The organism is Phycisphaeraceae bacterium (assembly GCA_015709595.1).
GTDB lineage: Bacteria > Planctomycetota > Phycisphaerae > Phycisphaerales > SM1A02 > CAADGA01.
Map to the genome: position 1 here is coordinate 3120837 of CP054178.1, position 25449 is coordinate 3146285.

Consider the following 25449-nt stretch of genomic DNA (forward strand, 5'->3'; position numbering starts at 1 on the left):
CCGCTGCGCGGTGCGCACCGCGCTCCGCCTCGAAAACGGCCGCAAAGCCGCCCAAAGGCCGCATCGCTTGCAATCCGGAAACCCCGCCCGTATCGTTGTTTACGAGTTTCGGGCCCGGGCAAGGTTCCTCTGTCGATCCGGTGGTTGCGGGTTCGAGTCCCGTCCGCCTCGCTTGAAACGGCCCTTTTATGGGGCCGTTTTCATTTGGCTAGAAAATGGCTAGACCGTGCGGAGTGCGCGGAGGGGTTCAAGTTTTTTTTTTGCCGCCCCGCCCGATTTCCCCTCCGCCACCATCTTCGCCACCGTTTCCCGCCATTGATCGGTCATGCCCTCGAACTCCTCCCCGCACGCGGTGTAGGCGACTGCGGCGGTGATAGAGGCGAGGTCGTCAAGGCTCTTGAAACTCGTCGGGATACCTACCGCAGTGAGGGCCTCACGCGGCGGGAGGCGGGCCGGGAGTTGGCCGAACGGGTTGGCGACGGTCGGATTCTTCCAGTAGAACGAGTGCTTCCCATTCGCTCCCTCCGCCTTCCAGTGAATGCCGGTGACGGTGACGGGGAAGGCGCTGAGGTTCACCACCTCTACCACCGGGCGCGGTCGTCGGTCGTCGTCCTCATCGTCGCCAACGAGGATCATCATGCGAGGCTTTACCACGAGCCGCACGAGGCCCTCCTCCTCTTGGAGTTGAAGGGCCTTCTCCGCGTAGCGGTTGGCCTGCCCCGCAAGTTCGTTTGCCCCGCGGCTGATGGTGTTCGCCTCCGCCGCGGCCTTGTTGGAGCGTCGGGTCTGGAGCAACGCGAACCCCGCGGCTCCAAGGCCGACAAGCCCGATGACGGTATTGGCCCAATCCACTAGGCCGATGTCGGCGAGGGTGGTGCTCATCGCTTGGCTTTCTTCGCCTTCTTCTTCTTCGTCTTCTTCTTCGCTGCCTTGGCGAACTCGGTCGGATACGCGCGATAAAGGCGGTGTGAATCGGTGCCGTCAATGATGACGTGGAAGATCGTCTCCCCCGTGGCGTCGGACTTCTCCACCGCATGGGTTCGCATCAACTGGCGAACACTCTCCTCTACGCTCTCCCCATACTGAAGAATGAAGACTCTGCCGACGCCCTTATACATGCGCCCGATCTGGTCCCCGTTCTTTCCCATCTTCTTCGGCGTGAGCGGCCCCCGCGTCCCCGGACCTTTGAACGCGAATACCGCCCCGATGCGTTTGCCCTTGTAGATCAACTGCGTTGACGAAAGGTCGAACATCTCTCCGCCCCAATCCCTCCAGTCTCCGGGTTCGCCGAGAATGGCTTGAACTCCGCGCTTGAACTGGTCTTCGGACACCGTGCGAGGGATGAACCCGTCCGCCTTCACCTTGGAGAGGGCCTTGAAAGAGTCGAAGTCGTCCAGCGTCAATGCAACCGCTTTCGGTCGCTGCGCCTTCGCACCGTTGCCGTTGACAGTGACGGAAACGGAGGACTTGCGCTTTGTCGGGAATGCTGCCAACTTCTTCGGGTTCGCCGCCAACTTGAGAATCTGAGGCTTGTGGGCGTGGAAGAAGTCGATCATCTCGTAGGCTGTCTCTCCGTCTTTCATAGCGGATCGCGCGATGCCCTTCCGTACGAGGTGTCGCCCCTCCTGCAAGACTCGAATCCGGTTCTTGAGGCCAGACTTCTTCATCACCTCCGTTACCGACTTGATCTTCTGCTTGTGGTGGTAGATCGCGGCAAACACCTTGGGGCGAACTTCGCCGCGTCCAACCGTCTTTGCGGCGCGCTCGATTTGCTCCTCGGCGTTGGACAGAGAGTCGGAGACTTCGATTGCGCCCTTCATTTGCCTATGCCCCCTTCTTCGCATCGCGCGAAACCGCACCGATGCCACTGGGGAACATCCGACTCACCTGACTTTGATCGACGCCAAGCGCCGCGGCAATCTGCTTCTGACGCGCACCGGACCTCAGTAGGCCGAATGCGAGGAGGCGTTTGATCGCCACGAGTTCAGACAGAACCGGATCGGCAGAGCCGTTCTTTGCCTTCGCCATTCGATACTCCTACTTGGTCTTCTTCTTGCCCTTGCTCTCTCGCTTCGCTGTGGAGAGTGCAACGCTCACGGTGTTCGGGGTGGTGTCGCAGAGTGCCGCAATGTCCTTCGGCGTCATACCCGCTCGCTGAAGGCGAATCGCCCGATCCTTCAGGGAGTGGTTGTCTGAGGCAACGCTAAGAGCGAGGAGTCGGATGAGTGTGTCCAACTTCGCTTCGATACGGGAGAGGTCGGCATTGTCGGTGCTCACTTGCTGGTTCCCTTCTTCTTCGTGGCATCGCCATTGAGGGGGTAAACGTGGAGCAACTTGGCGTCTCGCCCTTCGCCCAACCGAAAGACGATGCCGGAGTCGATCCACCGCCCGACCGTCTTGCTGAAGTTGCCGGGGTCAAGTTTCAGTGCCTTAGCAATCTCGCCTTGTGCCTTCGTACCATCGCACAAGTTGAACGCGGAGAGTTGTTTCGTACCGGCTCCCTTGGAGAGCACGATCTCCGCCAGTTTGTCGGGTGGAAACGTCTGGCGGGCGGTGACGGACAGGACGGCACGGAGGAGGGCTTCGCTGTTGTCTGGCATGAGGTACCCCTGAGCAGTCGCTAAGAGTTTGGCGACCGTCAAGTATACCACCCCTAGGGGTTCGGCGGAGTCAAGTGCCTCTCCGTTGGGGGAGGGAGCCGTTGGCTCCCCCGCCCCGCCCGCGCTCCCGGAACCGCGGCGGGGATCGGGCCGGACTACCCCACCCGCCGCTTGACGTGCTCGGCCACCTCCGGGGAGAGCGCTTCGGGGTGCGAACCCGCGAGGTCTACGAGCAAGCGAGCGGCGGAGAGGTACGCCATATCGCCCAGCAAGGGGCCGATTGCTTGGACGGCGCGGCGGGCCAACTCCACCGGCTTCTCCGTGAGGTGGACCATGTGACCTGCCCCCCAAAAACTGATCCAGGTCTTATGAGAGTCCCGATGGGCCACGGGTTGGCCCTGGAGACTCTCGAAGATGAAGCGGACAAGGCATTCGGCGGAACAGATCGTGACGAAGCTGCGTGAGGCGGACGCCATGCTGGCGGCGGGCCGCTCCATCGCCCAGGTCATTCAGCATCTGGGCGTGAGCGAACAGACCTTCAACCGCTGGCGGAACCAGTATGGCGGGATGAAGTCGGAGGAGGCCCGTCGTCTGAAGGAACTGGAGATCGAGAACGCGCGGCTGAAGAAGGCCGTGGCCGATCTGACGCTGGACAACCAGATCCTGCAGGAGGCCAACGACTACCTGGGAAAGCATCGAGCCCCTCGGGCAGGAGGGGCGTCGTGACGCACGTGCGGGCGACACTCGGACACTCGGAGCGTCGTGTCTGCCGGGTGCTGAACCAGCCGCGCTCGACGCAGCGGTACACGGCGATCCCGCGGGACGGCGATGAGTCCCTGATCCGCCGCATGCACGAACTGGTGCGGCGTCATCCGCGTCGGGGCTGCCGGATGATCTGGGGGATGCTGCGTCTGGAGGGGTGGCGGATCAACCGCAAGCGGGTGCACCGGCTGTGGAGGCAGGAGGGCCTGAAAGTGCCTTCAAAGCAGCACAAGCGGCGTCGGCTGGGCCACAGCGACCACGGGATCCTGCGGCGTCGCCCGGAACGCAAGGATCACGTGTGGGCCATCGACTTCATCCACGACACGGATGCACGTGGGGGGGCGCTGAAGTGGCTGAGCGTGGTGGATGAGTTCACGCGAGAGTGCCTGGCGCTGGAGGTGAACCGCTCGATGACGGCGGGCGGCGTGGCGGATGTTCTGATTGGCCTGTTCACCACGCGCGGCATTCCGGATCACATCCGCAGCGACAACGGTCCGGAGTTCATCGCGCGGACGATCCGGCGCCTGGCGGAGCTGACGGGCGTGGAGAACGTATACATCGCGCCCGGCAGCCCGTGGGAGAACGGCTACGCCGAGAGCTTCCACGGCCGCCTGCGGGATGAGCTGCTCAACGCGGAAGTGTTCACTGATGTGCGTGACGCCAAGGCGCTGGCGTCATCGTGGAAGAACGAGTACAACCATCACCGGCCGCACTCCTCGCTGGGGTACGTTCCCCCGGCGACGTTCGCGGCGACGCTGGCCGGTCCTCCGGTCGGGGCTGCGCCCCTCCCTCCGGCCCGGCCAGCGTCGATCCCCTCAACCCCTATCCTCACCCTCAGACTCTCATAGGGCCTGGTACAGAAAATGGGGGCAGGTCACATGCTCTGCGGGTTCACCTTCTTGATGCTCCAGGTGTCCGGCACGTTGTTGGGTCCGAAGAAGCGGTGGGCCGCGCCTTCCTTCCAGCCGTAGAAGCACCACTCGTGGTTGCCCATGAAGTCCTTGCGCGTGAGGACGGGGTGCTCCTTGATCCAGATGATCGCCTGCGCGAAGTAGAGCTCGCAGCGCTTGAGCACGGGCGGGTAGTTCCCGCAGTTGGCGTACCCGCCCCAGATGTAGAACGTGCCGCCGGGGATCAGCACGCGGGTGATGTTCCCGAACCACGCGGCGAGCAGCCGGTCGAACTCGTCGTCCGACACGAAGTCGTTGGCCAACGGCCGGTCCTTGGCGCGGAGCTTCTTGTGCGTCGCGCGGCTCTTCTCGGGGTAGCGGTTGAGGTCGGCGCTCTGCTGGTCGTGCTGGTCGGCCTTGCCGGGGAGCGCGAACGAACTCAGGCCGGCGACGATCGCGTTGTTCGAGCGGGGCTCGACCTTCACGTTGTACGGCGGGTCCGTGTTCACGAGGTGGACCGGCTGGCCGTCGAGCAGCCGGTCCAAGTCCGCGGGCTTGCTGCTGTCACCGCACATGAGCCGGTGGTTGCCCAGCACCCAGATGTCGCCCGGCACCGTCGTCGCCGCGTCGGGCGGTGCCGGCACCTCGTCGGGGTCGGTGAGGCCTTCGTTGCCCGCGGGGGCCATGATCGCCGCGAGGTCCTCGGCGCTGAAGCCGAGCACCGCCAGGTCGAAATCCACGCCCTTGAGGTCGGCGAGCTCGATGGGCAGGAGTTCCATGTCCCACGCGGTGAGCGACGCGACCTTGTTGTCGGCGATGCGGAGCGCCTTGACCTGGTCAGGCGTCAGGTCCGACGCGCGAATCGTCGGCACTTCCTTCAGCCCGAGCTTCCGCGCGGCGCGGAGCCGCGTGTGCCCGGCGATGATGACGCCGTCGCCGTCGATCAGGATCGGGATCTTGAACCCGAACGCCTGGATCGACTTGGCGACCGCATCGATCGCGGCGTCGCTGATGGTGCGGGGGTTGCGGTCGTACTCCTTGACCGCGTCGATGGGGAGCATCTCGATGTTCACGGCGATCTCCGTCGTAGACGCGGCATGACATCGCGCCGCGCGTGAGGCGTGGTGGCGAGCACGGTCGGTCGAGCCCGTTCCCGGCGGCACCGAGGAGGCGGTCGAGCTCGCGCGGGCGGGGGCGCTCGCGCCGGCGCTGCACATCACGGTCGAGAAGAAGGCCGGCGAGCAGTTCGAGCGGGTGGTGGCGCATCGGCTGGGAGACAAGCCACCGCGGCTCGAGGGCGATGAAGGCCTCCCCGAGCGACTGCCCGAACCGGTCGGCACCACGTACGGCATCCCTGACGACGAGATTCCCTTCTGAACAGGAGCACACGATGATCACGATCACCATCGAAGAAACAGACAAGGACGGCCGCGTGCTGGGGCGGCACGTCGCCTCGGCCCCCATCGACAAGAACGACGCCAAGGGGGTGGGCTCGCTGCTGGCCCGCAGTGTCGGCGGGCTGATGTACCACGGCCAGACGCGGGCCGAAGTGCCGCTGCTGATCGCGGCGGCGGGGACGCACCGCTCCAGCCGCTGCACCCAGGCGATCGCGCACGCCCTAGGGCTGGCCGGGAGCGAGCACAGCTTCGAGTACGCGGTGAAGCCGGTCGTGGACCTCGACCGCCTGCTCGACTACCGCGCGAGCAAGAAAGACCGCGAGCACGCGGCGCAGATGCTCAAGATCATGGGCGCCGGCGTCAAGTCGAAGGGGGACGACGAGTAAGCGATGAGTGACGGCCCGGCAAACCTGCTCGACGCGGCGAGGTGGTACCTCGCGCGCGGCTACGCGCCGATCCCTGTGCCCGCGGGGACGAAGGTGCCCGTGCTCAAAGGGTGGACGGCCCTGCGCCTGGCCGACGCCGACCTGCCGCAACACTTCAACGGCACGGGGAACATCGGCGTACTGCTAGGGGAGCCGAGCGGCTGGCTGGTGGACGTGGACCTGGACTGCGAGGAGGCGGTGGCGCTCGCGCCCAAGTTCCTGCCTCCGACGGGCGCGAAGTCCGGTCGGCCCGGCAAACCATCATCGCACTGGTGGTACGTCTGCAAGGGCGCGAAGACCCGCAAGCACCAGAACCCTGCGTCGAAGAAGATGATCGTCGAGCTGCGGAGCACCGGGGCGCAGACCGTGGTCGGCCCGAGCATGCACCCCAGCGGGGAGCCGTACGACCCGCTCGAGGGCGAGCCCGCCGTCGTGGATGTCGAGACGCTCGGCGCGGCGGTCGCGGCGCTGGCCCGAGCGGTGACGGAGCAGCGGCATGGGCGCACGGAAACGATCGCTTCCCAGCACAGGCCGCTAGGAAACGATCGCTTCTTAGAGACTGTTTCAGAACATGAGTCTCGACCGATGAAGAGCGTCGTCAGCACAAGTGCAGGGAGGCACGATCATGGCGGCGGAACTGCTCCCGGAAGCGTTGTGGGAAGAGATCGAACCATTGCTGCCCCCGGTGTCGCGGGCCCGGACGGGCCGGCCGCCGGTGGACAACAAGCGGGCGCTGCGGGGCATCATCTTCGTGCTCCGCTACGGCGTGCCGTGGCAGGCGGTGCCGACCGACGCCTTCGGCGTCAGCGGCTCGTCCTGCTGGCGGCGTTTCAGCGAGTGGACCAGGGCGGGCGTGTGGGCGCAGGTGCATCGGGCGTTGCTCAATCGCCTGGGGAAACTCGATGGCATCGACCTCCAGCATGTCGTGGTCGATTCGCAGTCGGTGCGGGCCGTCCAAGGGGGGCGCACACCGGCCCCAACCCGACGGACCGCGGCAAACAGGGCTGCAAACGCCATGTGCTGACCGATGCCCGAGGCACCCCCCTGGTGGTGCAGACCACGCCCGCCAACGTGCCCGACCAGAGGCAACTGCCCGCGCTGCTGGCGGCGCGTCCTGCGGTGCAGGGTCCGCGTGGGCGCCCGCGGCGCAACCCGGAGGCGATCATCGGCGATCGCGCGTACGGAACCCGGGAAATGATCGCGCACGTCGAAGGCCAACGCATCCACAGCATGCTCGCCCCGCGCACCGACGACACCCACGGCAGCGGCCTGGGCGTGCTGCGGTACGTGGTCGAGCGGACGCTGGCGTGCTTCAGCCACTTCCGACGCCTCCGCCTGTGCTACGAACGCTGGAACGAACAATTCCAGGCCTTCCATGACCTCGCCGCCGCGATGCTCGTCTGCTCGCGGATCAAGTCGATCAAGTCCAGGCATCTACTGTTCTGAAACAGTCTCTAACGAGATTCGCGTCTTCAGCGATTGACGTGGTCGTACAACTTGGAGCCCCGGTTCCGTAGAGACCTGATCAACCCGCAACCGCGTCGATCCTCAATGGGAAAGTCGCCTCTGATAGCTTGAGTCCTATTGCCTCACTCGGTCGAGATGGGAGCGATACTCCGCGGCATCGTTCTCAAGTCCGAACAACTGACTGAACCGGACGAGGCGCTCGAACGCGATACGCTGCTGTCGAGGCGGGGCCCCCGCCCGAAGGTGGTCAACGCCGGATCGAACGAACGTGGCGCCTTCGTCGAACCGCCCCTGCCCCTGCTTGGCCAGTCCGAGGAGGATCTCCGCCGCGCCGATCTGTCCATTGTTCGGGGTTGTCGCGGCCCGCCGCGCGGCCAGTCCCTCGGCGAGCACCGTTTCCGCCTCGGCAAAGAGCGACTGATCGACCAGCGCGGCCCCAAGACTCACGAGGGTTCCGGCCAGAAGAGGATGCCCGGCGGGAAGTTTGACCCGCTGGATCGCCTCGGCCTCCCGGAGACAGGTCACCGCCTCCGCCGTCGCACCGCGCTCGATCAGCGTGACCGCCAGGTTGTTCAGCGCGATGGCCAGGTCCGGATGGTCAGGCGGCAGCAACGTGCGGCGCATGGCCACGACTTCGCGGAAGGACTGCTCAGCCCCATCGAGGTCGTTCATCGAATACTGAACGGCGGCCAGGTTGTTCAACACCGTGGCGATATCGGGGTGGTCGCGGGTGAAGGTCCGCCTCAGGATCGCCAGGGCTCGTGCGTACAGCGCAGCGGCCTCAGGGAACGCGCCGCGCGACCGCTGGATCGCCGCGAGAGAGTTGATGGTGGCGGCGGTGTCAGGGTGGTTCTCATTCAGGCGCAACTCGCGGATCGCCAGCGCCTCGCGCAGCAATGGCTCGGCGTCGTCCATCCGGCCAGCGCGCTGGTGAAGGACGGCGAGATTGCTGAGCGTGACCGCCAGCGTGGGATGCTGCGCTCCATGCACCGCACGTGACATACTCACGGCCTCGGAAAGCAGCAACTGGGCCTCGTCGAGCGCCCCGCGGTCGCGCACCACCAGGCCGAGACTGCTCAGGGCCTGCACAACGTCGTGATGCCTGTCACCCCGCGCCGCCCGCGCGGCCTGAAGGGATCGGCGCAGGATCGCCTCGGCCCCCTCCAAATCGCCGCGTGAGTGCCTGATGGCGCCCAGCTGATTCAGCACAGCGGTGACAAGCGGGTGATCCGATCCGCCATCGCGTTTGGCCAGCACCGCCGCCTCGCGCAAGCGTGCTTCAGCGGCATCGAACTCTCCTCGACGCGACAACAGATGACCGAGGTTGGTCAGCATTTCAGCGCGTGTGGGCGACTGCCCCCGCGGAATCTCGTCGCGCAGGCGAAGCGCTTCCTCGAAGAGCGCGAGACTCTCTTCATACCGCGCCTGACCGAGCCGGAGCATGGCGAACTGATGCACGGCAGCCGCCAGGCCGAGCGAAGACCCGTCGGCATCGACGGCCTCAGCTCGGCGGCTGGCAAGCACGGCCGAGAGGTGCGGCTCCGCCTCGTCGAACAATCCCAGCGCCAGGTAGGTGCGGCCGAGTGCGGCGCGAACCCCTGTCTCCACCTGCGGATGCGTGAACTGCCACTCCCGACGTTCAAGGCGTTCCGCCGCTGCATCTGCGACCTGTCGGACGGTCACATCCGGGCCCAGGCGCGACGGCTCCGGCGCGGCGAGCATGTCGCCGAGAAAGCGGTTGACCTCGTCGGCGACGGCGCGCTGGGTCTCGGCTTCGACCCGCGCCGACTCGGCGCGGACGGAGAACGCCACGATGGCAGCGACGGCGGTGATGAGGCCGATGGAGGCGGCCGTCGCGCCCGCCACCGCGCCGGCATGGCGCCGCACAAACATCGCCGCCCGGTACCGAAGCGACTCAGGGCGGGCCGCGATAGGCAGGAGCGACTGGTACCGCCGCAGATCCTCGGCAAACTGCTCGACCGATCCGTAACGCCGCGACGGATCGGCGCGCAGCGCGGTCTGCACGATCGTGGCCAGGTCGCCAGCCAGCGCGCGGCGAAGCACGGTCGGCGTGCTGCCGCGGGCCAGACACGTCTTCATCAGCGCGCCGTCGCGCTCCAGCGCTTCGAGCGCGATTCGCGGCTCCTCCGTCGCCACGTCGCGCGGACGCGCGCCGGTCAGCAACTCGAACAGGATCACGCCCAGCGAGTAGACGTCGGTCGATGTGGTGGTCGGCTCGCCCGCAATGAGTTCGGGGCTGGCATAGGCGATCGTGAGCCGACGGGAGGCGTGGTCGGTCACATCGGGGCGCGCCTGATCGCCCGGCTCAGGCATGAGCATGCGGGCAACTCCGAAATCGAGCAACTTCGGCTCGCCGTCGGCCGTGACGAGGATGTTGGACGGCTTGAGATCGCGATGCACGATCAGGCGTCGGTGGGCCTCCTGAACAGCGGCGCAGGCGCGGCGCACAAGGTCGATGCGAGCATCGATGGTCAACCGACGGGCGTCACACCACGAGTGAATCTCCTCGCCCTCGACGTACTCCATCACCAGGTACGGACGACCATCATCGGTGGAACCTCCATCCAGCAACCGCGCAATGTTGGGGTGCTGCAGCGACGCCAGCACCTGGCGTTCGGTGCGGAATCGACTGAGCACATCCTCCGTATCGAGGCCGCGCCGAATCAGTTTGACGGCGACGACTTGATCGAAGTGCCCGTCCACGCGGCGGGCTCGATAGACGTTTCCCATCCCTCCCGCGCCGATGCGGGCGTCGAGACGGTACGGCCCGATGAGGCGCCCCACGTCCGCGTCGTCGATGGCGGATGCTTCGGGCGATTCCGTCGCCTCCATCGCGGCCGACCAGTCCAAGGCCGGCGACTCCAGAAAGTCGGTGGCCTGCTCTTCAAAGACCAGCAGCGATTCCACGTCGAGTCGCAGCGCTTCATCATGTCCACAGGCGCGTTCCAGAAAGGTCTCGCGGCCATCGGGTGGCTGGGCCAGCGCCTCCAGGACGATCGACTCGACGCGGTGGATCATGTCACGCATAAGGCGGCTTGCCCCCGGTCATCTCGCGCAGCAGCCAGAGCCGCGCAAACTCCCAGTCTCGCTTCACCGTCGCGGGCGCGATGCCCAGCGCCGCGGCGGTCTCCTCGATCGTCAGTCCGGCGAAGTATCGCATTTCAATGACCTTGACCTTTCGAGGGTCGATGGCGCCGAGCTTTGTGAGCGCCTCATCCAGCGCGACAAGGTCGGTATCTGACTCGTCGCGCACGACGAGGTCATCCAGAAACGCGACACGCTCGCCCGGCGCGGCTCTTTTGATTCGTGATTTTCCGCGGGCGTGATCCACCAGGATCCGCCGCATCGCCGTTGCGGCGATGGCGAGGAAGTGGCCGCGCGATTCCCATTGGATCTGCGTCTGATCGATCAGTTTCAGATAGGCCTCGTTCACCAGGGCGGTCGGCTGAAGAGTGTGGTCCTTTCGTTCCCGTCTCAGCTGAGATGCCGCGAGACGACGCAGCTCGTCATAGACAAGCGGCAGCAATCGCTCGAAGGCGTGGTCATCGCCCGCCGTCGCCTGCCGCAGCAGGGTCGTGATGTCATCGGGGCCGTGGGTCACGAAGTAATCCCGATCGTTGCGAATCGGATGAGCCAATCGCCGCCGGCGTGTCGCGGAACATGCGGGACGGGCCGGTTCTCGCGAGCCCGCGATACGGGACCATGGTATGGCCATGGCAACGGGTTCCGCGCTGCCAGTCAAGCGGACGCCCCGGGGCAATGGATGACCCCACCGGTCGCCGAGCCCATGGAATCAACCAACCAACCGAGGAGAAGCAGATGCGAGGCCAACGGTTCTTGAGCGTGATCGGATGCGGTGTGCTGGTCAGTGCGGCGTGGGGCATGGCCCTGCCGAGCGACGAACCGCGCGGCGGCGCCGATCATCGACCCGACGAGACGCCATCCCAGCAGGGAACAACCCTACGGGATGACATCCTTATTTACCGAGGCGATCTCTCCTGGCGCGGCACGCCGTGGTCAGGACTGGCGGACCTGGAGTTCCGCCTGTTCGCGTCGCCCACCGGCATCGATCCGATCGGGTCGCCGGTGGTGGCGGCCCAGTGGCCGGTCACCGATGGCGAGGTGCTCGTGGGATTGGACTTCGGCGTGACCGACCCAGCGGCGGTGGAGAACGGCGTGTGGATGGAAGTCTCCGTCAACGGCGTCATTCTGTCACCGCGACGGTTCATTCCAGCCGCAGGATGGTCGCTCAGCCCGGGCCAGGTCGGCTCGACTGGATCGCGGCAGGCCGTGAAGGTCGATCGCGAACTGCTTGATGAGCTGGAATCCGAAGAGCGGCACGGCGATGAGGCGGGTGAGGATGGGAACGACTCTGGCGAAACCGGCGGCTCGTTGGGCGGCGGCGCCGGGTCAGGCGGAAACGGTGGCGGTGGCGCCGGTGCGCCCTCGCGACCGAACGGCCCTGGCTTGCCTGGCGGCGGGTTTGGCGGCGGCAGTGGCGGTCTCGGCGGAGGCGGCTGGGGCAATGAGGGTGAAATGGGGGAGCCCGATGGAGGCGGGTGGCAGTTGGGCAATGGCTTTGTGTGGACCACCGATCGCGTCGGCATCGGAACATCCAATCCCAACAGTGGCACGCAACTTCATGTGGTGAGCAACAAGTTCAAGACGCTCTGGGTGCGCAACACCAACGCCGCCCGCCACGCGATCTTCTCCAACTCAGGTCTGACATACCTTGAAGGGAACGTCGGTCTGGGCACGCAGACACCCACGGAGCGACTTCACCTCGTGGGTGGCACGGGTCGTTTCGAGAACTCGGCCACTTCGGGCAATGCCCTGCTGGGGCAGTCGCTGGCAGCGACCGGCAACACGGCCGCCGGACGCTTTGAGAACTCCAGCACCTCCGGCAACGCGGTCTTCGCCCAGGCCTTGGCCACGAGCGGCATCACCTACGGCGTGCAGGGGCAGAGCGCCAGCAGCACGGGCCGCGGCGTCTACGGCATCGCCACATCGACCACCGGCGCCAACTTCGGCGGGCGTTTCGCCTCCATGAGCACGTCGGGCGTCGGCGCCCACGGCTGGGCCGCGTCCAGTACCGGCAACACAATCGGCGTGCTGGGCGAGGTCGCCAGCCCGACGGGCTTCTCCGGCTACTTCACCGGCCCCGCGGGGAGCCGCAACTACTTTCAGCGCCACGTGGGCATCGGAACGGACCTTCCGTTGGCGGAACTTCACGTGGCTAACGTGAGCGGCAACGCGGACCTGCTGATCAAGCGCAACGATTCCACCTTCGGCTTCAACCTTGGCGTCAGCGGCACGCCCACCAAGCTGTTCATGGCACGCACGGACGGGACGACGTTCACTGACATCCTGACGCTCGACGGCTCAACCGATCGCGTCGGCATCGGCACCACGTCGCCTGACAGCCGCTTGGACGTGCGCGGGTTCGCCAACGAGGATGCGCTGCGCGTCCGCGTGGACGGAGCCACCAAGCTCCGCGTCTACAGCAATGGCGGTGTGGCGATCGGATCGAATCCGACCACGGTGCCGCAGGATGGGCTGTACGTGCTTGGAAATGTGGGAGTCGGGACGAGCGACGCGCTGCATCCGTTGCATGTTGAGACCGCATCTGAGCGAGCCGTTTTCGGCTCAACGTCGGCGGTTGACGGCCGCGCTGTGTACGGCTGGTCATCGGCGGCAACCGGGCAGGGCGCCGGCGTCTTTGGCCAGAGCGAGAGTCAGGGGGGCCGAGGCGTCTTCGGCGCGGCAGTCACCGAGTTCGGTCCGGCGTATGGCGTGTATGGTTCCAGCACGAGCACGTCGGGGCATGGGGTGTTCGGACATGCGACCTCGCTGTCTGGATCCACGTTCGGTGTGCGCGGGTTGAGCAGCAGCGACTCCGGCAATGGCGTCTACGGAGGCGCCAGTTCCACAACCGGGTCGACGACTGGTGTTCGAGGCACCAGCGTCAGCACGACCGGAACCGGCGTGCTGGGTCACGCGTCGAATTCGTCCGGTCAGAACTTCGGTGTTCGCGGGCACACCGACAGCCCGGACGGATACGGCGGCTACTTCACAGGATCTGCCGGCAGCTCGAACTATTTCCAGCGCAACGTCGGCATCGGCGTCCTCAGCCCGACCTTCCAACTTCAACTCTCCACCAATTCCGCGGCCAAGCCCACCAGCAGTTCATGGACCATCTCATCGGACGCGCGGCTCAAGAAGAACATCCGCACCATCGACCACGCACTGGATGACCTGCTGGCCCTGCGCGGCGTGACCTATCAGTGGATCGACCCCGCATCACAGGGCAACATGGCCGGCACGTACACCGGCTTCATCGCCCAGGAAGTGGAGCCGATCTTTCCCGAGTGGATCAGCGAGGACGCCGAGGGCTTCAAGCGGCTCACCGTGATCGGCTTCGAGGGCATCGTGGTGGAGGCCCTGCGGGAACTCCGCGCCGAGAAGGACGCCCAGATCGCCCAGCGCGACGCCGCCATCGAGCAGCTTCGATCCGAAAAGGACGCCGAGATCGCCGAACTCCGCGCCCGACTTGAGCGACTGGAGAAGCACCTGCTTCGCGCGGGACCAACGCCGCACTGAGCGGCTGAGCACGCCTGGCCGCGCACGGACTGAGTGAGGGAGCTTGGTCCGTGCGCGCCGGTTCGTCCCGGTACCCATCGTCCTGACTCGCTTCGAGGATCGACCATGACTTCTCGCATCACCACGTGTCTGACCATCTCATGTCTGTCGCTGTTGCCGGCCGCGCCGACGCTCGGTCTTCGGAACGCCGATGACCCGCCGACGACCGCCGAAGCGTCGGCAGCTCGACTCGACGCGATGACCGATCAGCGCCTGATCTACCGAGGGGAACTCCATTGGCGCGGCGTGCCCTTCTCCGGCGTGGCCGACCTCGAGTTTCGCCTGTTCACCACGGACACGGGCGACGATCAGATCGGCGCCACCGTGGCGGCTCAGCAGTGGCGTGTGAACCAAGGCATCGTCGTCGTCGGATTGGACTTTGGCCTGTCGGAAGGACTCGTCGATGACGGCGGGGCGTGGCTGGAGATCGTCATCAACGGCACGATTCTGTCGCCGCGACGGTTCATCCCGGCGGGCGGATGGTCCATGGGCGGGTCCGTCGAGTCGGCGGCGGAGCCGGGGGCGCGGCGGGCAACAATGATCGACCCGGCTGTGATCGCGTCGCTGGATGCGGATGCTGACGATAATGCAGGCGGTGACGGTGAAGGATCGAGCGACGACGTTCCAAGCGATGGGCGTGTTGAGCAACTGGGCGGCGCGGGAGGCGATGGCCTTGGTGGGGTGCGCGGCAGTCGAGACGGCGCGCGTCGGCCGGGCAAACCGAAAGGCCCGCCGAACGATCCTGCCCTGCCGCCCGGCGGCGGCGACGGGTCCAACGGCGGCGACGATGGCGACTGGGGCAACGGCGACGACATGGGCGGCGCCGACGGCAGCGAAGGATGGCAGGTCAACAACGGCAAGGTGTACACCTTCGACCGCGTCGGCATCAACACCTCAACCGTCAACGCCAACAGCCACCTGCATATTCGAGGCGGATCGCTGTACTCGATCCTCATTCAGTTCACGCCCGCCAACCGGTGGGCGATCTACTCCACCAAGGGCAAGGTGCGGCTGCAGGACAATTACATCGATGCGACCGGCAACGTCGGGCTTGGCACGGAATCGCCCGCAGCGAAACTCCATGTGGTCGGCGGCGTGATCATGCCCGCGCCGTCCACGGGTGAAGTGCCGGGCGGCATTCAGTTTCCGCCAGGATCGTTCGGCGGCGGCGACAGTCAGCGCGCCGGAATCATATATCAGGCCAGCGGCGGATCAGGTTCGCGTCTGTCCATCTACAACAACGCCACGGCGGATGACGACATCGTGTTCGTGCAGCAGGGTGGCGAGCGACTGAGCATCGCCGATGGTCGCGTCGGCGTGGGCACATCCGAACCGAGCAACCCGCTGACGGTCAACGGGACGGTGGATGTGACCGGCCGCCTTGGCGTCGGGACCACGTCGCCGAGTCATCCGATTCACGTGGTCTCGACCGATGCCCGACTGATCTACGCCCAAGCGACCGCCACATCCGGACTTGGTTTCGCCATCTGGGGTGACTCCAACAGCACGTCCGGCACGGGTGTTGTTGGGCAGGCCAACGCACCGACCGGCCAGACCTGGGGCGGTCAGTTTTCATCGTCGAGCGTCTCGGGTCGCGGCGTGCAGGGAACGGCTAGCTCAGGCACCGGCGTGACATACGGCGTCTTCGGATTGAATCACAGCACGGCCGGGGTCGCCGTCATGGGTGAGGCGGTGGCTCAGACCGGCGCCACGTCTGGTGTTGCCGGGGTGAATCACAGCGCCACAGGTCGCGGCGTGTATGGGCTGGCCAGTGCCAACACGGCGTTCAACTACGGCGTCTACGGCCAGAGCAACAGCCCCACCGGAGCCGGTGTCTACGGCCGCGGCGCTTCCACGAGCGGTCAGAACAAGGGTGTCTGGGGGTTCACGCAGAGTCCGGAGGGGTATGCTGGGTACTTCACGGGACCGGAAGGGAGCAGCAACTACTTCTCTCGAAAAGTGGGAATCGGCACGGTGTCGCCCACCGACCTGCTCCATGTTGAGGGAGGTAACAGCAACACCAGTGTCAAGGTTCGGGGGGGCAATGGCCTGCTGTCCAGTCTTCGCCTGTTTGAGGCGAACGACTTCGGATTTGAACTCGAGTACGACGGGGGCGACGACAAACTCCGTCTCTGGTCGCGCAAATTCAACGCGAACGAAGGCGTGCGCATGACCTGGCTCAAGGATGGACGTGTCGGCATCGGTACCGAGACGCCTGGCTTCACGCTCGAAGTGAACGGTGACGCCGGCAAACCGGGCGGCGGGTCGTGGTCCACCGCCTCAGATCGGCGACTCAAGCGAGACGTGCAGCCGCTGCAGGGGTCACTCAACGCGCTGCTGGCGCTCCAAGGGGTGACGTTCGAGTACCTCGATCCCGCCGCGATCAACGAACTGCCCGGACGTCGCGTCGGCATGATCGCTCAGGACGTGGAGCAAGTGTTCCCCGACTGGGTCGCGGCAGCGGACGATGGCTATAAGCGGCTTACCTTCCGCGGGTTCGAAGCGCTCGTGGTCGAGGCCCTACGTGAACTTCGCGCCGAGAAGGATGCAGAGATCCAACAATTGCGAACCGAGAAGGACTCCGAGATCACGGGCCTCTACGCGCGACTTGAGCAAGTCGAGCGGCGCTTGGCGGAACTCATGTCAGTGCGCTCAAATTCCAGCCACACGGATTCCCAGGCTCATAACGGAACGCGCTGAGTTCGACGCATACGACACGACAACCTCGCCGCTGTGCTACCTTCCCGTCGCGCTTTCCGCCGGATCCGTCACTGCCCCGGCCGAAACTGCCTTGCCTCCATGCGGCCTCTTGAGGTACCCCACCGTCGCTGGGGGACGAGGAGGCGCGCATGGCGACGATGACGCAGACGGTGAGGACGACGACCAAAGCAGCGACCACTACGCAGCCACGCGGCACCGCCACGCCAACGCGACGCGCGACGACGAGGGCCGCTCCGCCCCCACGCCGCCCCACGGCCACGACGTTGGCGCACGGGCGCGATCCAAGCCCCTCCGCCGCTACCCGCCCGAGGTGCTGAGCGACGCGGAGGTCGCCGCCCTGCTGGCCGCGTGCCGCGAGGATTCACCGGCAGGCATCCGCAACCGGGCGCTGCTCACTGTGCTGTATCGCGCGGGGCTGCGCATCACCGAGACGCTGGCGCTGCGTCTCCCCGTGCACAACTCTCCTCGAACTCGCGACGGAGAGCGCGGCGCGAGCGCGAGGCGACATCGCGCGTAAATGCCTGTCTTCAAGGGGTTTGCGGGCGTCGCGTTCGCCGCGGCATCGAGAGGTGATTTCGGACCATTTGGTCGATAGAGCGCCGAGCGGTCACTTTCGCGCTCTCCGTTTCTGTTAACCCGGCGCGCACTGGAAAAAAAGTGCCATCTGGTTAACAGCGCGCGAGCGCCGAGTTGGGGCTGTACACCCAACTTCGCGGGTCAGGTGGTACACGGTGGAACACCTGCCGGCCCCTTCCTCACAGGCGCCTTCCTCTCTACCCCCGACCGTAAACCCTTGGCGCTGTGCAAATACTGTGCCTTCACTGATTCCAAGGTCATTGAGGCCACCATACCACGATGCACCGCTTCATCGACCCGCTCCTGCTTTGGCTGGCTCACGCCAGTCACGCCGACCTTATCCGGCAGATCCAGTTCCTCAAAGAGGAGAACACCATCCTCCGGTCCAAACTGCCGCGGTGCATCAAGGTGACACCACGAGAGCGTGAGCGCCTGGTCCGGCTGGGGCGGCTGGTCGGTACGGCGATTCGGCACCTGGTCTCCATCGTCACACCCCACACCTTCAATCGGTGGCTCAAGGGGGACACGTGGAAGTCTGGCACGCGCCCCCGCCCCCGGAAGCCGGGCAGGCCGCGCACACCCGACGACATCCGCCAGATCATCCTGAGGATCGCACGGGAGACGGGCTGGGGGTACACGCGCATCCTGGGCGAACTCAAGAAGCTGGGCATCACCTCCGTCTCCCGCTCCACAGTCGTGAACATCCTGAAGGAGCAGGGACTTCCGACGGGACCGGCGGGAGGCACGGGCACCTGGGATGCCTTCATCACCCGTCATGCCAGGACGCTGTGGGAATGCGACTTCCTGGCGACACGCGTCCTCACCTGGAAGGGCTGGAAGGATGCCTACGTGCTCCTGTTCATCAACGTCGCCAGCCGCACGTGCTGGGTCTCGCCGGGCACGTTCCATCCCAGTCGGCGGTGGAGCCGCGAGCAGGCCATCGCGTTCGTCGAATCGCATCGCGAGGATGACCACAACCTCCCCACGATGATCCTGCGTGACCGCGACTCGAAGTTCGGGCCGGGGTTCGATGCGGCGATCAGGCGACGAAACGTCACGCCGATCACGCTGCGGATCATGTCACCCAACCTCAACGCCTACGCCGAGCGGATGGTGCAGACGCTGCAGCAGGAGTGCCTCGATCACTTCATCGTGTTCGGCAAGAAGCACCTGGATCATCTGGTCCGTGAGTACCTCATCCACTACCACACCGAGCGGCCTCATCAGGGGGTGGGGAATGTGCCGCTGGGGTTGGTGCGGCAACCGGAGATGGGCCAACCCGCAAGACTGGCGGGCACAGCGCACGCGGGCTCGGGGCGGGAGTTGAACGGTGGGCGGACTGAGGCGCAATCCCGGGCGTCGCCACGGCAAGGCGGGCAACTGGCCTGCCGCGAGCGGCTGGGCGGGCTGCTGCGGCACTATGGGTGGCGGGAGGCGGCGTGAGTTCCACGCGGGAATCGCCGGGAGAGAAGTGTGTACCAGGTATTTGTGCAGGCAGGAACTTGTCAGTGGCCCCGTCCGCCGAGGTCAACGCCGTCGGCAGAGAGTGGACGTGCGGCTACGGCGCCCAACCTCCGCTGGGTGATTCGCGGGCCCCAAGCACGGGTTGAGACGGAGCGCGCAAGTGGGGTCGCACATCATGCGGAGTCGATCGCCGATCGACGGCGGGCGACCGTGCAGCGAAATGGACGCGACGCCGAGCGGCGCAAAGGCGGACGTCCGACCGAGCCGATCCACGTGCTCATACCCGAGAACCTTCATGTCCACGGCGCCCAGCGGTTCGGGCACTCGGTCTACGAACACTTCCCGGCCCTCTCGATAGACCGTGATGCGCTCGCCCCGGCGGACGATGTCGAACGCCAGCGCACCGGTGGCCGACATGGTGTGCGGACCGGTCGTGGCATACCGGGCCTGTCGCATCCGCGTGGGATAACTGACCACCGACGCACTGCCCCGGAAGTCGATCCAGCCGTCGGAGAACCCCGCGCGGAGCAGCAGGGCCTCATCGACGCCGAAGACCTCCACGACGATGGTACCCATGTCCCGCACGGTGGCGCCGTGCCACTGCAGATCACAACGCAGGTGGAAGTCACCGAGCGGCGGCGTCTGCCGATGGGCGGAGATGGTGGCCTCCCCCGGCTCGGCGGGTGCGATCCGCCTCACCACCCAGGCGGAATCCTTAGTCGCGGCCTCCCACTCGCGCACGCGAACGGTGGAGATGGACCACGCGGGGTCGAGCGAATCCGACTCGAAGTCGTCTTCGAAGACGAGTGGCAAGCCCTCATCGCGGGGAATGTAGATCGGCGGATCGCCGGGGGCGCGGACGGCGGCTTGCGCGGCCTGCTTCTCTGCGAGAATGGCCTCGCCCTCCGGTTCACCCTCCAGGTACACCCAGGTTGCGTTGCGGAGCGAATCGTCGGCCCGCGACATGTGATCCGCACCAAAGATCGTGCGCCTCACGGCGAGGCACTCCCGCAGTAGGCGCCGCACCTCCTCGACCTCGCCCGCCGTCATGTGGAGCCGCGCCGCGAGATGCAGGGAGTCGGCGAGCGCGGCGTCCACCTCGCCCGTCGCGCGGCGCAGTTCCAGGGCGCGAGTCAGGTGCGGGCGCGCCCACGCCACGTCGTTGCGCGCCAGCCATGCGACGCCGACGTACTCCAGCAGTGTGGCCTCCACCTGCGGGTCGGAGATCATCCTGCGGGCCAGGTGCCGGTCCGCAGCCAGCAGCAGATCGGACTTCGAGATCGTCTCCTGTTCGCCGATCGAGGCCCGCATGATGTCGAGCATGAGGGCGGCGACGGCGCGCTGCTCGGCCAAGGCGCGCTCGGCGACGCCCTGCGCCTGGGCGGCCCGGTTGCGCTGCCGGATCGCCGCCGACGCCAGAAAAGCACTGACAATCGAGCCAAGAGCCAGCATCAGTAGCCCCGCGCCGACGGCGGCGGAGAACGTCCGATGCCGTCGCGCGAAGAGACGCGCGTGGTACACCGCGCCGGGCGGCCTGGCTCGGATCGGTTCGTGGCGGAGGAACCGGCGCAGGTCGTCGGCGAGTTCGTCCACGCCGCCGTAGCGCCGGTGGCGTTCGATCTCCATTGCCTTGCGCACGATGAGCGAAAGGTCGCGCGGCAGGGCGTCGCCTCCTCGGGAGGCGTCCCATGAGCGCGGCTCGCGGATCACTGTGAGCGCCTGCGTGACGGTCATGCGGCTGACGTCGTAGGGCAGGCGCTCGAGCAGGAGTTCGTGCAGCACCAGCCCGAGCGCGTACACGTCGCTGCGCGTGTCCACGTCGTCTGCCGCGCCGCCGCACTGCTCCGGGCTCATGTACTGCAGCGTGCCCACCAGTTCACCCTGGGTCGTGCAGAGCGTGGCCGCGGTCAGGTCGATATCGGTGGTCCGAGCCACACCGAAGTCAATGATGCGCGACCTTCCGTTCGCGTCCACCAGGATGTTGTCGGGCTTGAGGTCGCGGTGGATGACGCCCTTCTGATGGCCGTGATGCACCGCCTCGCACACCTGCAGAAACAGTTCGACGCGGTCGTGGAGCGACAGGGCTCTCTCGCGGACGAACCTCGTGATCGACCTGGCGCCGGGCACGAACTCCATGGCGAAGTACGGGGTGCCGCCGTCGCCGTCATCGAAGGTTCCCGCGCCGTAGATCTGGGCGATGCCGGGATGCTGCAGCCGACCCAGCACCTCGGCCTCGAACTCGAAACGGCGCGTGGCTCTGCGCGAGGCGGCGGCGCGGGTGAGCACCTTCAGGGCCACGTCGCGCCGCGGGTTCTCCTGCACGGCGCGGTACACCGAACCCATGCCTCCCCCCGCGAGCGGCTCGACCACATGGAAGCCGCCGATCACGCGCCCCACCAGACGAGGATCGGCCGCCGGCCGATTGTCAGCCGACGCCACGGCGCGCGTGGAGGGCTCGAGGAACCCTGTCGACGTGCGGTGCCCGCGCAGCAGGCGCTCCACGCGCTGGCGCACGAGCGGGTCGTCGGCGCAGAGCCGGTCCACCGCCGCCCCCTGGTCGTCGGCGGGCAGATCGCACACGGCGAGAAATATCTCGGAGGCGCGCCGGTGCAGCGTGGCCTCGATGTCCGATTCGCTGGGCATGGGCCTCCACAGGAGAAGCGCAGAATCGGGTCCGCGGGGGCAATCAATCCTTGCCGTCCAGACGCGCCCGCAGCCATGCCCGGGCGATCATCCAATCGCCCTTGACGGTGCGCGGCGAGACCTCCAGCACCTCGGCGGCCTCCTCCACCGAAAGCCCGCCAAAGAACCGCAGCTCCACCACGCGCGCCTGGCGCTCGCTCAGGGACCGAAGGGCGTTGAGTTCGTCGTCCAGGGCCAGCAGATCCACCTCGTCGCTGACGGTCGGCGCCGCGTCTTCGTGCATCGCCACGCGCTCCCACCCGGCACCGCGTTTGTGGGCGCAGCGCAGCCGGGCGTGGTCCACCAGAAGGCGCCGGATGATCTGCGACGCCACCGCCATGAAGTGCGCCCGACCCTTCCATTCAACCCGCGACTGGTCGATGAGTTTGAGGAACGCCTCATCCGCCAGCAGTGTGGCCTGGAGCGTGTGCCCCGGCGCTTCCCGCCGCAGGTGCAACGCAGCCAGACGCCTCAGTTCGTCGTATACGTGGGGGACCAGTCGCTCGGCGGCGGAACGGTCGCCCCCTGCCAGCTCCAGCAGGATCCGCGTCGTGTGCCCGGAATGGACGTTCGCCGTCGCCACGGAAACAGCATAACGGAGCCGGACGGAATCGGGAAGGCGCCACCGGCCGGTTCCCGGCCCCAACCCCGCAGCCGGTGACGTCGGTCAGCCCCGGTCGTGGGGCGGGCTGTCGCCGGGCCCGCGATTTGAGGGCAGGGGGCTTCCTGCGCCATTGCCCGTGCGCGCCGAGCCGCCTAGCACGCGGATCAGCAACTCCGACCGCCCGGAGACGCCATGACGGCGGTACAGGTCGGTGACATATTCGTGAACGGTGTGGATGCTGATGCCCAGACGGCGGGCGATCTGTTTCTCCGCCAGCCCTTCAAGGAGAAGATCGAGGGTCTGGGCAAGACGGGGCGAAAGATGGGGCCGGGCCAGCGCCCGCTCGTAGCAGTGCTCGATGGCCTCGTGGAGCAGGTGGAGGATGGCCCGCTCACGCGGTGAGAAGCGACGTCGGTCGCCCTGGTCGCGGTACAGGGCGAAGCCGACGATGCGGCCTTCGCCATCGAGCCGGCGCAGGGTGATGACGCAGTCGTCCAACTCCGACACGCTCAGATGACGCTGCATCAGGGGCGATGCATACCACTCGTCATCCGAAGTGACTTCTTCCCGTCTGTGGGTGAACAGCCGCCCGTTCAGGCTGCTGAGGGCGTGGAAGAACGGGCTGAGCATGGGCGGCGTGTTTTCCAGCAGTTCGGGCACCGCGTGGATCGGCTCGCCGCGCCGCCGCCGGGCGGTGTCGAGGCGACTCAGTTCGTTGCACTTGGCGGCGTAGGCGGCGAAGTCGCGCCAGCCGGCGTCGTCCAGGTCGCCGACCGCAGCCCCTCGCGGCGCAAAGGGCCATCGGCGCGGGATGAAGGAGTGCAATTCCTGAAAACACGCGAGTTTGGCAGGAACGAGGCGACGCAGGCGGTGCAGCAGGTGCTGCTGCCACGCGGGGGAGAGGGGCGGCAGTTGGAGCAGTTCCGCCTGCAGCGCGAGCAGGGCGCGTGCGTCCTCCATCCTGATTCGTTCGCTTCGACCCATGAGAAACCCCCGCGCGAGGTGGAAGGCGTGGGCGGATCGCACTCGGCCGACACGGCGTGTTTCCGCGTGCGTGTGAGAATCGCCCGTGTGCCGAGCATCGAGGCCAGGTTCCTGCGGCGCAAGGGTTTCGGGGCTGGCGTCGATGGCCGGGGCACGACCCCCTCTGTTCAGGGGGATTGCTTGGCTATGGGGGGACGCGAAAATGGCGGGGCAGGCGGGCAAGGCGATTGTGGCAGGATCACGGGTGGCTGCTCCTGCTCAGAAACACGTGGGGCGGCATTGCCCCGTGTGCCCACACCTTCCGCGATCTTCTATGGCCGACGACCACGAGCGTCAGGCCCGACCTGCACGATTCTGCCTCAGCGACATGGCGAACGCAGGTCATGGTGCGAGCGGTGGCACAGAGACTGGATGCACTCACATCGAAAGGCAGTCAGATGCGGACGCAAAGGACAAGTCACGTTCCAAACCTCACTGTGATGACACTCCTCTTGCTGTCGGCCTCGACACTTGGGCCCTCGTTGGTCTGCATGGCGCAAGAGTTCACATTCACCGCATGGTCGGAGGTGACGCCGGTGATTGACGGGCGAATCGACTCCGGAGAGTGGGACGACGCAGCGCAGCACACACAGGGTAACGTGACCGTGTGGGTGAAGAACGACGGCGTTCGTCTGTTCATTGCTGTCCTCGTTCGGGACGCGACTTTTCGACCAGCGCACGAGGGGGGTGGACAGTTCACCGGCATCATCGACTTCAATGGCGACAACGACACAGACTTGCGTGCCGAGCCCGGTGACGATGTCTGGTTCATCGGGTTGAGTACACGGTTTGTGGGTGATTATTACGTGGCCCACGATCTGGTCCGGAGACAGGACTCTGGTGACGGCGGGACGACTGATATCCAGGTCGCCTATCAGCACAGTAATCCGATCGTCGAGGAACGTGGTGACTACACCTTCGAGTTTCAAGGCCTACTGGATTCGGCCGATGATGCTCACGACTTCAGTCTCATGAGCGGCGATTCGATCGGGTTCCGCTTCTCCACGATCGATGGCAGGTTTCCCCCAGCGTCCGCCTTCGCACAAATCACTGTTGCGGCGCCGCCGGAGCCGGAGGGGTGCATCCTCGACCAGGAACTCGACTCCGAGATCGACGTCGACCAGCCCTTGTGGTTGCCGGTTCGCCAAGCGCAGGTGTTCACCGTGGGCATGAACGGGAATCTGTGCGCGTTCGAGGTTTTTCTGCTCAAGCCGGATCGCGGAGTGCCCCGCGACGTCACGTGGGAGGTCCGTCCCGCCCAAGGGGGAACACCGGGGGATGTCATTCTGGCCGCGGGTGCGGTGCGATACGACGACATCCCGGTCGGGCCGTCGTGGATTCGCATCGACATTGAGCCCGGCCTGCGGGTGCAACCCGGCGATCAACTCGCGATCGTTCTGCGCCCAACGGCTTTCGAGTCGGAGGTGTCCACTTCGTGGTGGGGGCGCACGGGCGACGTCTATGCGGGCGGGTCAGCGTTTTTCAAGGTCGCAACAGACCCATGGGTTCTTCGGGAGGGCGGCGTCGACTGGATGTTCCGAACATACGTTGACCCTCGCGTCATCAGCCCCGACACCGACTCCGACGGCCTCACCGACGCCGATGAGATCGCTCTCGGCACCGACCCCAACAAACCCGACACCGACGGCGATGGCCTGCTCGACGGCACCGAGGTCGAGATGGCCATCGCCAATGGCACCAACTGTCCTGACCCCCTCAGCCCCGACTCCGACGGCGACGGCCTGACGGATGGGGCGGAAGTGGGCTACGAAGGCGTCGAAGGAACCGGCACCGACCCCTGCAACCCCGACACCGACGGCGACGGGCTGAATGACTTGGTCGACCCCACGCCGCTCCAGCCCGGCGCCCCGCCCGCGTTCCTCGAGGAAATGGCCCGAGTCCTCGGCGCGGCAGTGGACGGCATCGACCTGGGCCAGTTCACCGGCCCCAACGACAACGCCAACAAGGGCCGACGCAACTCCATGGCCAACCGCATCCGCAACGCGGCCAACGCCATTGCGGGGGACGACTACGAAACCGCGATCGACCTACTCTCGGGCGTTCTGGCCAAGGTGGACGGCAACCCCGCCGAGCCGGACTGGATGGCCGAGGGCGCCGATCAGGAGGCCCTGCGCAACGAACTGGCCCTGCTGATCGCGCTGCTGCTCCTCGAGTGAG

The 25449-nt window shown here is 66.3% G+C and carries 17 protein-coding genes and 3 pseudogenes; 9 read left to right on the forward strand and 11 right to left on the reverse strand.

The annotated features are described in order from the left end of the window. Nucleotides 1–219: 219 nt before the first annotated feature. The 5 genes from HRU76_13240 to HRU76_13260 are packed head-to-tail and all read right to left on the reverse strand — an operon-like array spanning nucleotide 220 to nucleotide 2600. Nucleotides 220–882, reverse strand: a complete 663-nt coding sequence (locus HRU76_13240) for a hypothetical protein (GenBank protein ID QOJ18494.1) — start codon at nucleotides 880–882, stop codon at nucleotides 220–222. After that, complete coding sequence (locus tag HRU76_13245) at nucleotides 879–1820, reverse strand: hypothetical protein (GenBank protein QOJ18495.1); 942 nt, start codon at nucleotides 1818–1820, stop codon at nucleotides 879–881. Before HRU76_13245 ends, HRU76_13240 begins: the two co-directional genes overlap by 4 nt. A 4-nt stretch (nucleotides 1821–1824) precedes the next feature. After that, entirely contained in the window at nucleotides 1825–2028 is a 204-nt protein-coding gene (locus HRU76_13250; protein ID QOJ18496.1) for a helix-turn-helix domain-containing protein, read from the reverse strand. 9 nt (nucleotides 2029–2037) lie between these two features. After that, entirely contained in the window at nucleotides 2038–2277 is a 240-nt protein-coding gene (locus tag HRU76_13255; GenBank protein ID QOJ18497.1) for a hypothetical protein, read from the reverse strand. Continuing rightward, nucleotides 2274–2600 (reverse strand): MarR family transcriptional regulator, encoded by a 327-nt coding sequence (locus HRU76_13260; protein ID QOJ18498.1) that lies wholly within the window; start codon nucleotides 2598–2600, stop codon nucleotides 2274–2276. The genes HRU76_13255 and HRU76_13260 overlap by 4 nt, the downstream gene beginning before the upstream one ends. A 414-nt stretch (nucleotides 2601–3014) precedes the next feature. On the opposite strand from HRU76_13260, the pseudogene HRU76_13265 reads away from it, so the two are divergent. Continuing rightward, nucleotides 3015–4210, forward strand: a pseudogene (locus tag HRU76_13265) (IS3 family transposase). 26 nt (nucleotides 4211–4236) lie between these two features. Here HRU76_13265 and HRU76_13270 read toward each other — a convergent pair. Beyond that, on the reverse strand, nucleotides 4237–5325 hold the full coding sequence (locus HRU76_13270) for a ParB N-terminal domain-containing protein (GenBank protein QOJ18499.1): 1089 nt from the start codon (nucleotides 5323–5325) through the stop codon (nucleotides 4237–4239). A 317-nt stretch (nucleotides 5326–5642) separates the two neighbouring features. On the opposite strand from HRU76_13270, the gene HRU76_13275 reads away from it, so the two are divergent. The 3 genes and pseudogenes from HRU76_13275 (at nucleotide 5643) to HRU76_13285 (ending at nucleotide 7448) form a co-directional block, all read left to right on the forward strand. Continuing rightward, nucleotides 5643–6035: a hypothetical protein gene (locus HRU76_13275; GenBank protein ID QOJ18500.1), complete on the forward strand. Its 393-nt coding sequence runs from the start codon at nucleotides 5643–5645 to the stop codon at nucleotides 6033–6035. A gap of 3 nt (nucleotides 6036–6038) precedes the next feature. Further along, nucleotides 6039–6497, forward strand: a pseudogene (locus tag HRU76_13280) (bifunctional DNA primase/polymerase). Between the two features lie 202 nt (nucleotides 6498–6699). After that, nucleotides 6700–7448, forward strand: a pseudogene (locus HRU76_13285) (IS5 family transposase). 207 nt (nucleotides 7449–7655) lie between these two features. Here HRU76_13285 and HRU76_13290 read toward each other — a convergent pair. Next, nucleotides 7656–10589: a tetratricopeptide repeat protein gene (locus HRU76_13290; GenBank protein ID QOJ18501.1), complete on the reverse strand. Its 2934-nt coding sequence runs from the start codon at nucleotides 10587–10589 to the stop codon at nucleotides 7656–7658. After that, nucleotides 10582–11277: a sigma-70 family RNA polymerase sigma factor gene (locus HRU76_13295; GenBank protein QOJ18502.1), complete on the reverse strand. Its 696-nt coding sequence runs from the start codon at nucleotides 11275–11277 to the stop codon at nucleotides 10582–10584. The genes HRU76_13290 and HRU76_13295 overlap by 8 nt, the downstream gene beginning before the upstream one ends. Before the next feature lie 104 nt (nucleotides 11278–11381). On the opposite strand from HRU76_13295, the gene HRU76_13300 reads away from it, so the two are divergent. From HRU76_13300 to HRU76_13315, 4 genes are all read left to right on the forward strand, one after another. Next, nucleotides 11382–14162 (forward strand): tail fiber domain-containing protein, encoded by a 2781-nt coding sequence (locus HRU76_13300; GenBank protein QOJ18503.1) that lies wholly within the window; start codon nucleotides 11382–11384, stop codon nucleotides 14160–14162. Nucleotides 14163–14267: 105 nt separating this feature from the next. After that, entirely contained in the window at nucleotides 14268–16901 is a 2634-nt protein-coding gene (locus HRU76_13305) for a tail fiber domain-containing protein (protein ID QOJ18504.1), read from the forward strand. A 109-nt stretch (nucleotides 16902–17010) separates the two neighbouring features. Further along, nucleotides 17011–17439: a tyrosine-type recombinase/integrase gene (locus HRU76_13310; GenBank protein ID QOJ18505.1), complete on the forward strand. Its 429-nt coding sequence runs from the start codon at nucleotides 17011–17013 to the stop codon at nucleotides 17437–17439. Nucleotides 17440–17777: 338 nt separating this feature from the next. Further along, entirely contained in the window at nucleotides 17778–18941 is a 1164-nt protein-coding gene (locus tag HRU76_13315; GenBank protein ID QOJ18506.1) for a transposase, read from the forward strand. A gap of 84 nt (nucleotides 18942–19025) precedes the next feature. On the opposite strand, the gene HRU76_13320 is transcribed toward HRU76_13315, so the two are convergent. The 3 genes from HRU76_13320 to HRU76_13330 all read right to left on the reverse strand — a co-directional run bounded on the left by HRU76_13320 (nucleotide 19026) and on the right by HRU76_13330 (nucleotide 23208). Further along, nucleotides 19026–21605 carry a protein kinase gene (locus HRU76_13320; protein QOJ18507.1) on the reverse strand — a complete coding sequence of 860 codons (2580 nt, stop codon included), beginning with the start codon at nucleotides 21603–21605 and terminating at the stop codon, nucleotides 19026–19028. Nucleotides 21606–21648: 43 nt separating this feature from the next. Further along, nucleotides 21649–22227, reverse strand: coding sequence for a sigma-70 family RNA polymerase sigma factor (locus HRU76_13325; GenBank protein ID QOJ18508.1), 579 nt, complete (start codon nucleotides 22225–22227; stop codon nucleotides 21649–21651). 84 nt (nucleotides 22228–22311) lie between these two features. Then, the gene (locus HRU76_13330; GenBank protein QOJ18509.1) at nucleotides 22312–23208 is read right to left on the reverse strand and encodes a helix-turn-helix transcriptional regulator; all 897 of its coding nucleotides are present in this window, start codon (nucleotides 23206–23208) and stop codon (nucleotides 22312–22314) included. A gap of 407 nt (nucleotides 23209–23615) precedes the next feature. Here HRU76_13330 and HRU76_13335 point away from each other — a divergent pair, with 407 nt between their 5' ends. Beyond that, nucleotides 23616–25448, forward strand: coding sequence for a hypothetical protein (locus HRU76_13335; protein QOJ18510.1), 1833 nt, complete (start codon nucleotides 23616–23618; stop codon nucleotides 25446–25448). Nucleotide 25449 lies beyond the last annotated feature (1 nt).

Coding starts and splice junctions, on each gene's coding strand:
- HRU76_13315 (QOJ18506.1), top strand. CDS start 17,778: ATGCACCGCTTCATCGACCCGCTCCTGCTTTGGCTGGCTCACGCCAGT.
- HRU76_13275 (QOJ18500.1), top strand. CDS start 5,643: ATGATCACGATCACCATCGAAGAAACAGACAAGGACGGCCGCGTGCTG.
- HRU76_13245 (QOJ18495.1), bottom strand. CDS start 1,820: ATGAAGGGCGCAATCGAAGTCTCCGACTCTCTGTCCAACGCCGAGGAG.
- HRU76_13250 (QOJ18496.1), bottom strand. CDS start 2,028: ATGGCGAAGGCAAAGAACGGCTCTGCCGATCCGGTTCTGTCTGAACTC.
- HRU76_13290 (QOJ18501.1), bottom strand. CDS start 10,589: ATGCGTGACATGATCCACCGCGTCGAGTCGATCGTCCTGGAGGCGCTG.
- HRU76_13320 (QOJ18507.1), bottom strand. CDS start 21,605: ATGCCCAGCGAATCGGACATCGAGGCCACGCTGCACCGGCGCGCCTCC.
- HRU76_13335 (QOJ18510.1), top strand. CDS start 23,616: ATGGTGCGAGCGGTGGCACAGAGACTGGATGCACTCACATCGAAAGGC.
- HRU76_13305 (QOJ18504.1), top strand. CDS start 14,268: ATGACTTCTCGCATCACCACGTGTCTGACCATCTCATGTCTGTCGCTG.
- HRU76_13330 (QOJ18509.1), bottom strand. CDS start 23,208: ATGGAGGACGCACGCGCCCTGCTCGCGCTGCAGGCGGAACTGCTCCAA.
- HRU76_13300 (QOJ18503.1), top strand. CDS start 11,382: ATGCGAGGCCAACGGTTCTTGAGCGTGATCGGATGCGGTGTGCTGGTC.
- HRU76_13295 (QOJ18502.1), bottom strand. CDS start 11,277: ATGGCCATACCATGGTCCCGTATCGCGGGCTCGCGAGAACCGGCCCGT.
- HRU76_13240 (QOJ18494.1), bottom strand. CDS start 882: ATGAGCACCACCCTCGCCGACATCGGCCTAGTGGATTGGGCCAATACC.
- HRU76_13260 (QOJ18498.1), bottom strand. CDS start 2,600: ATGCCAGACAACAGCGAAGCCCTCCTCCGTGCCGTCCTGTCCGTCACC.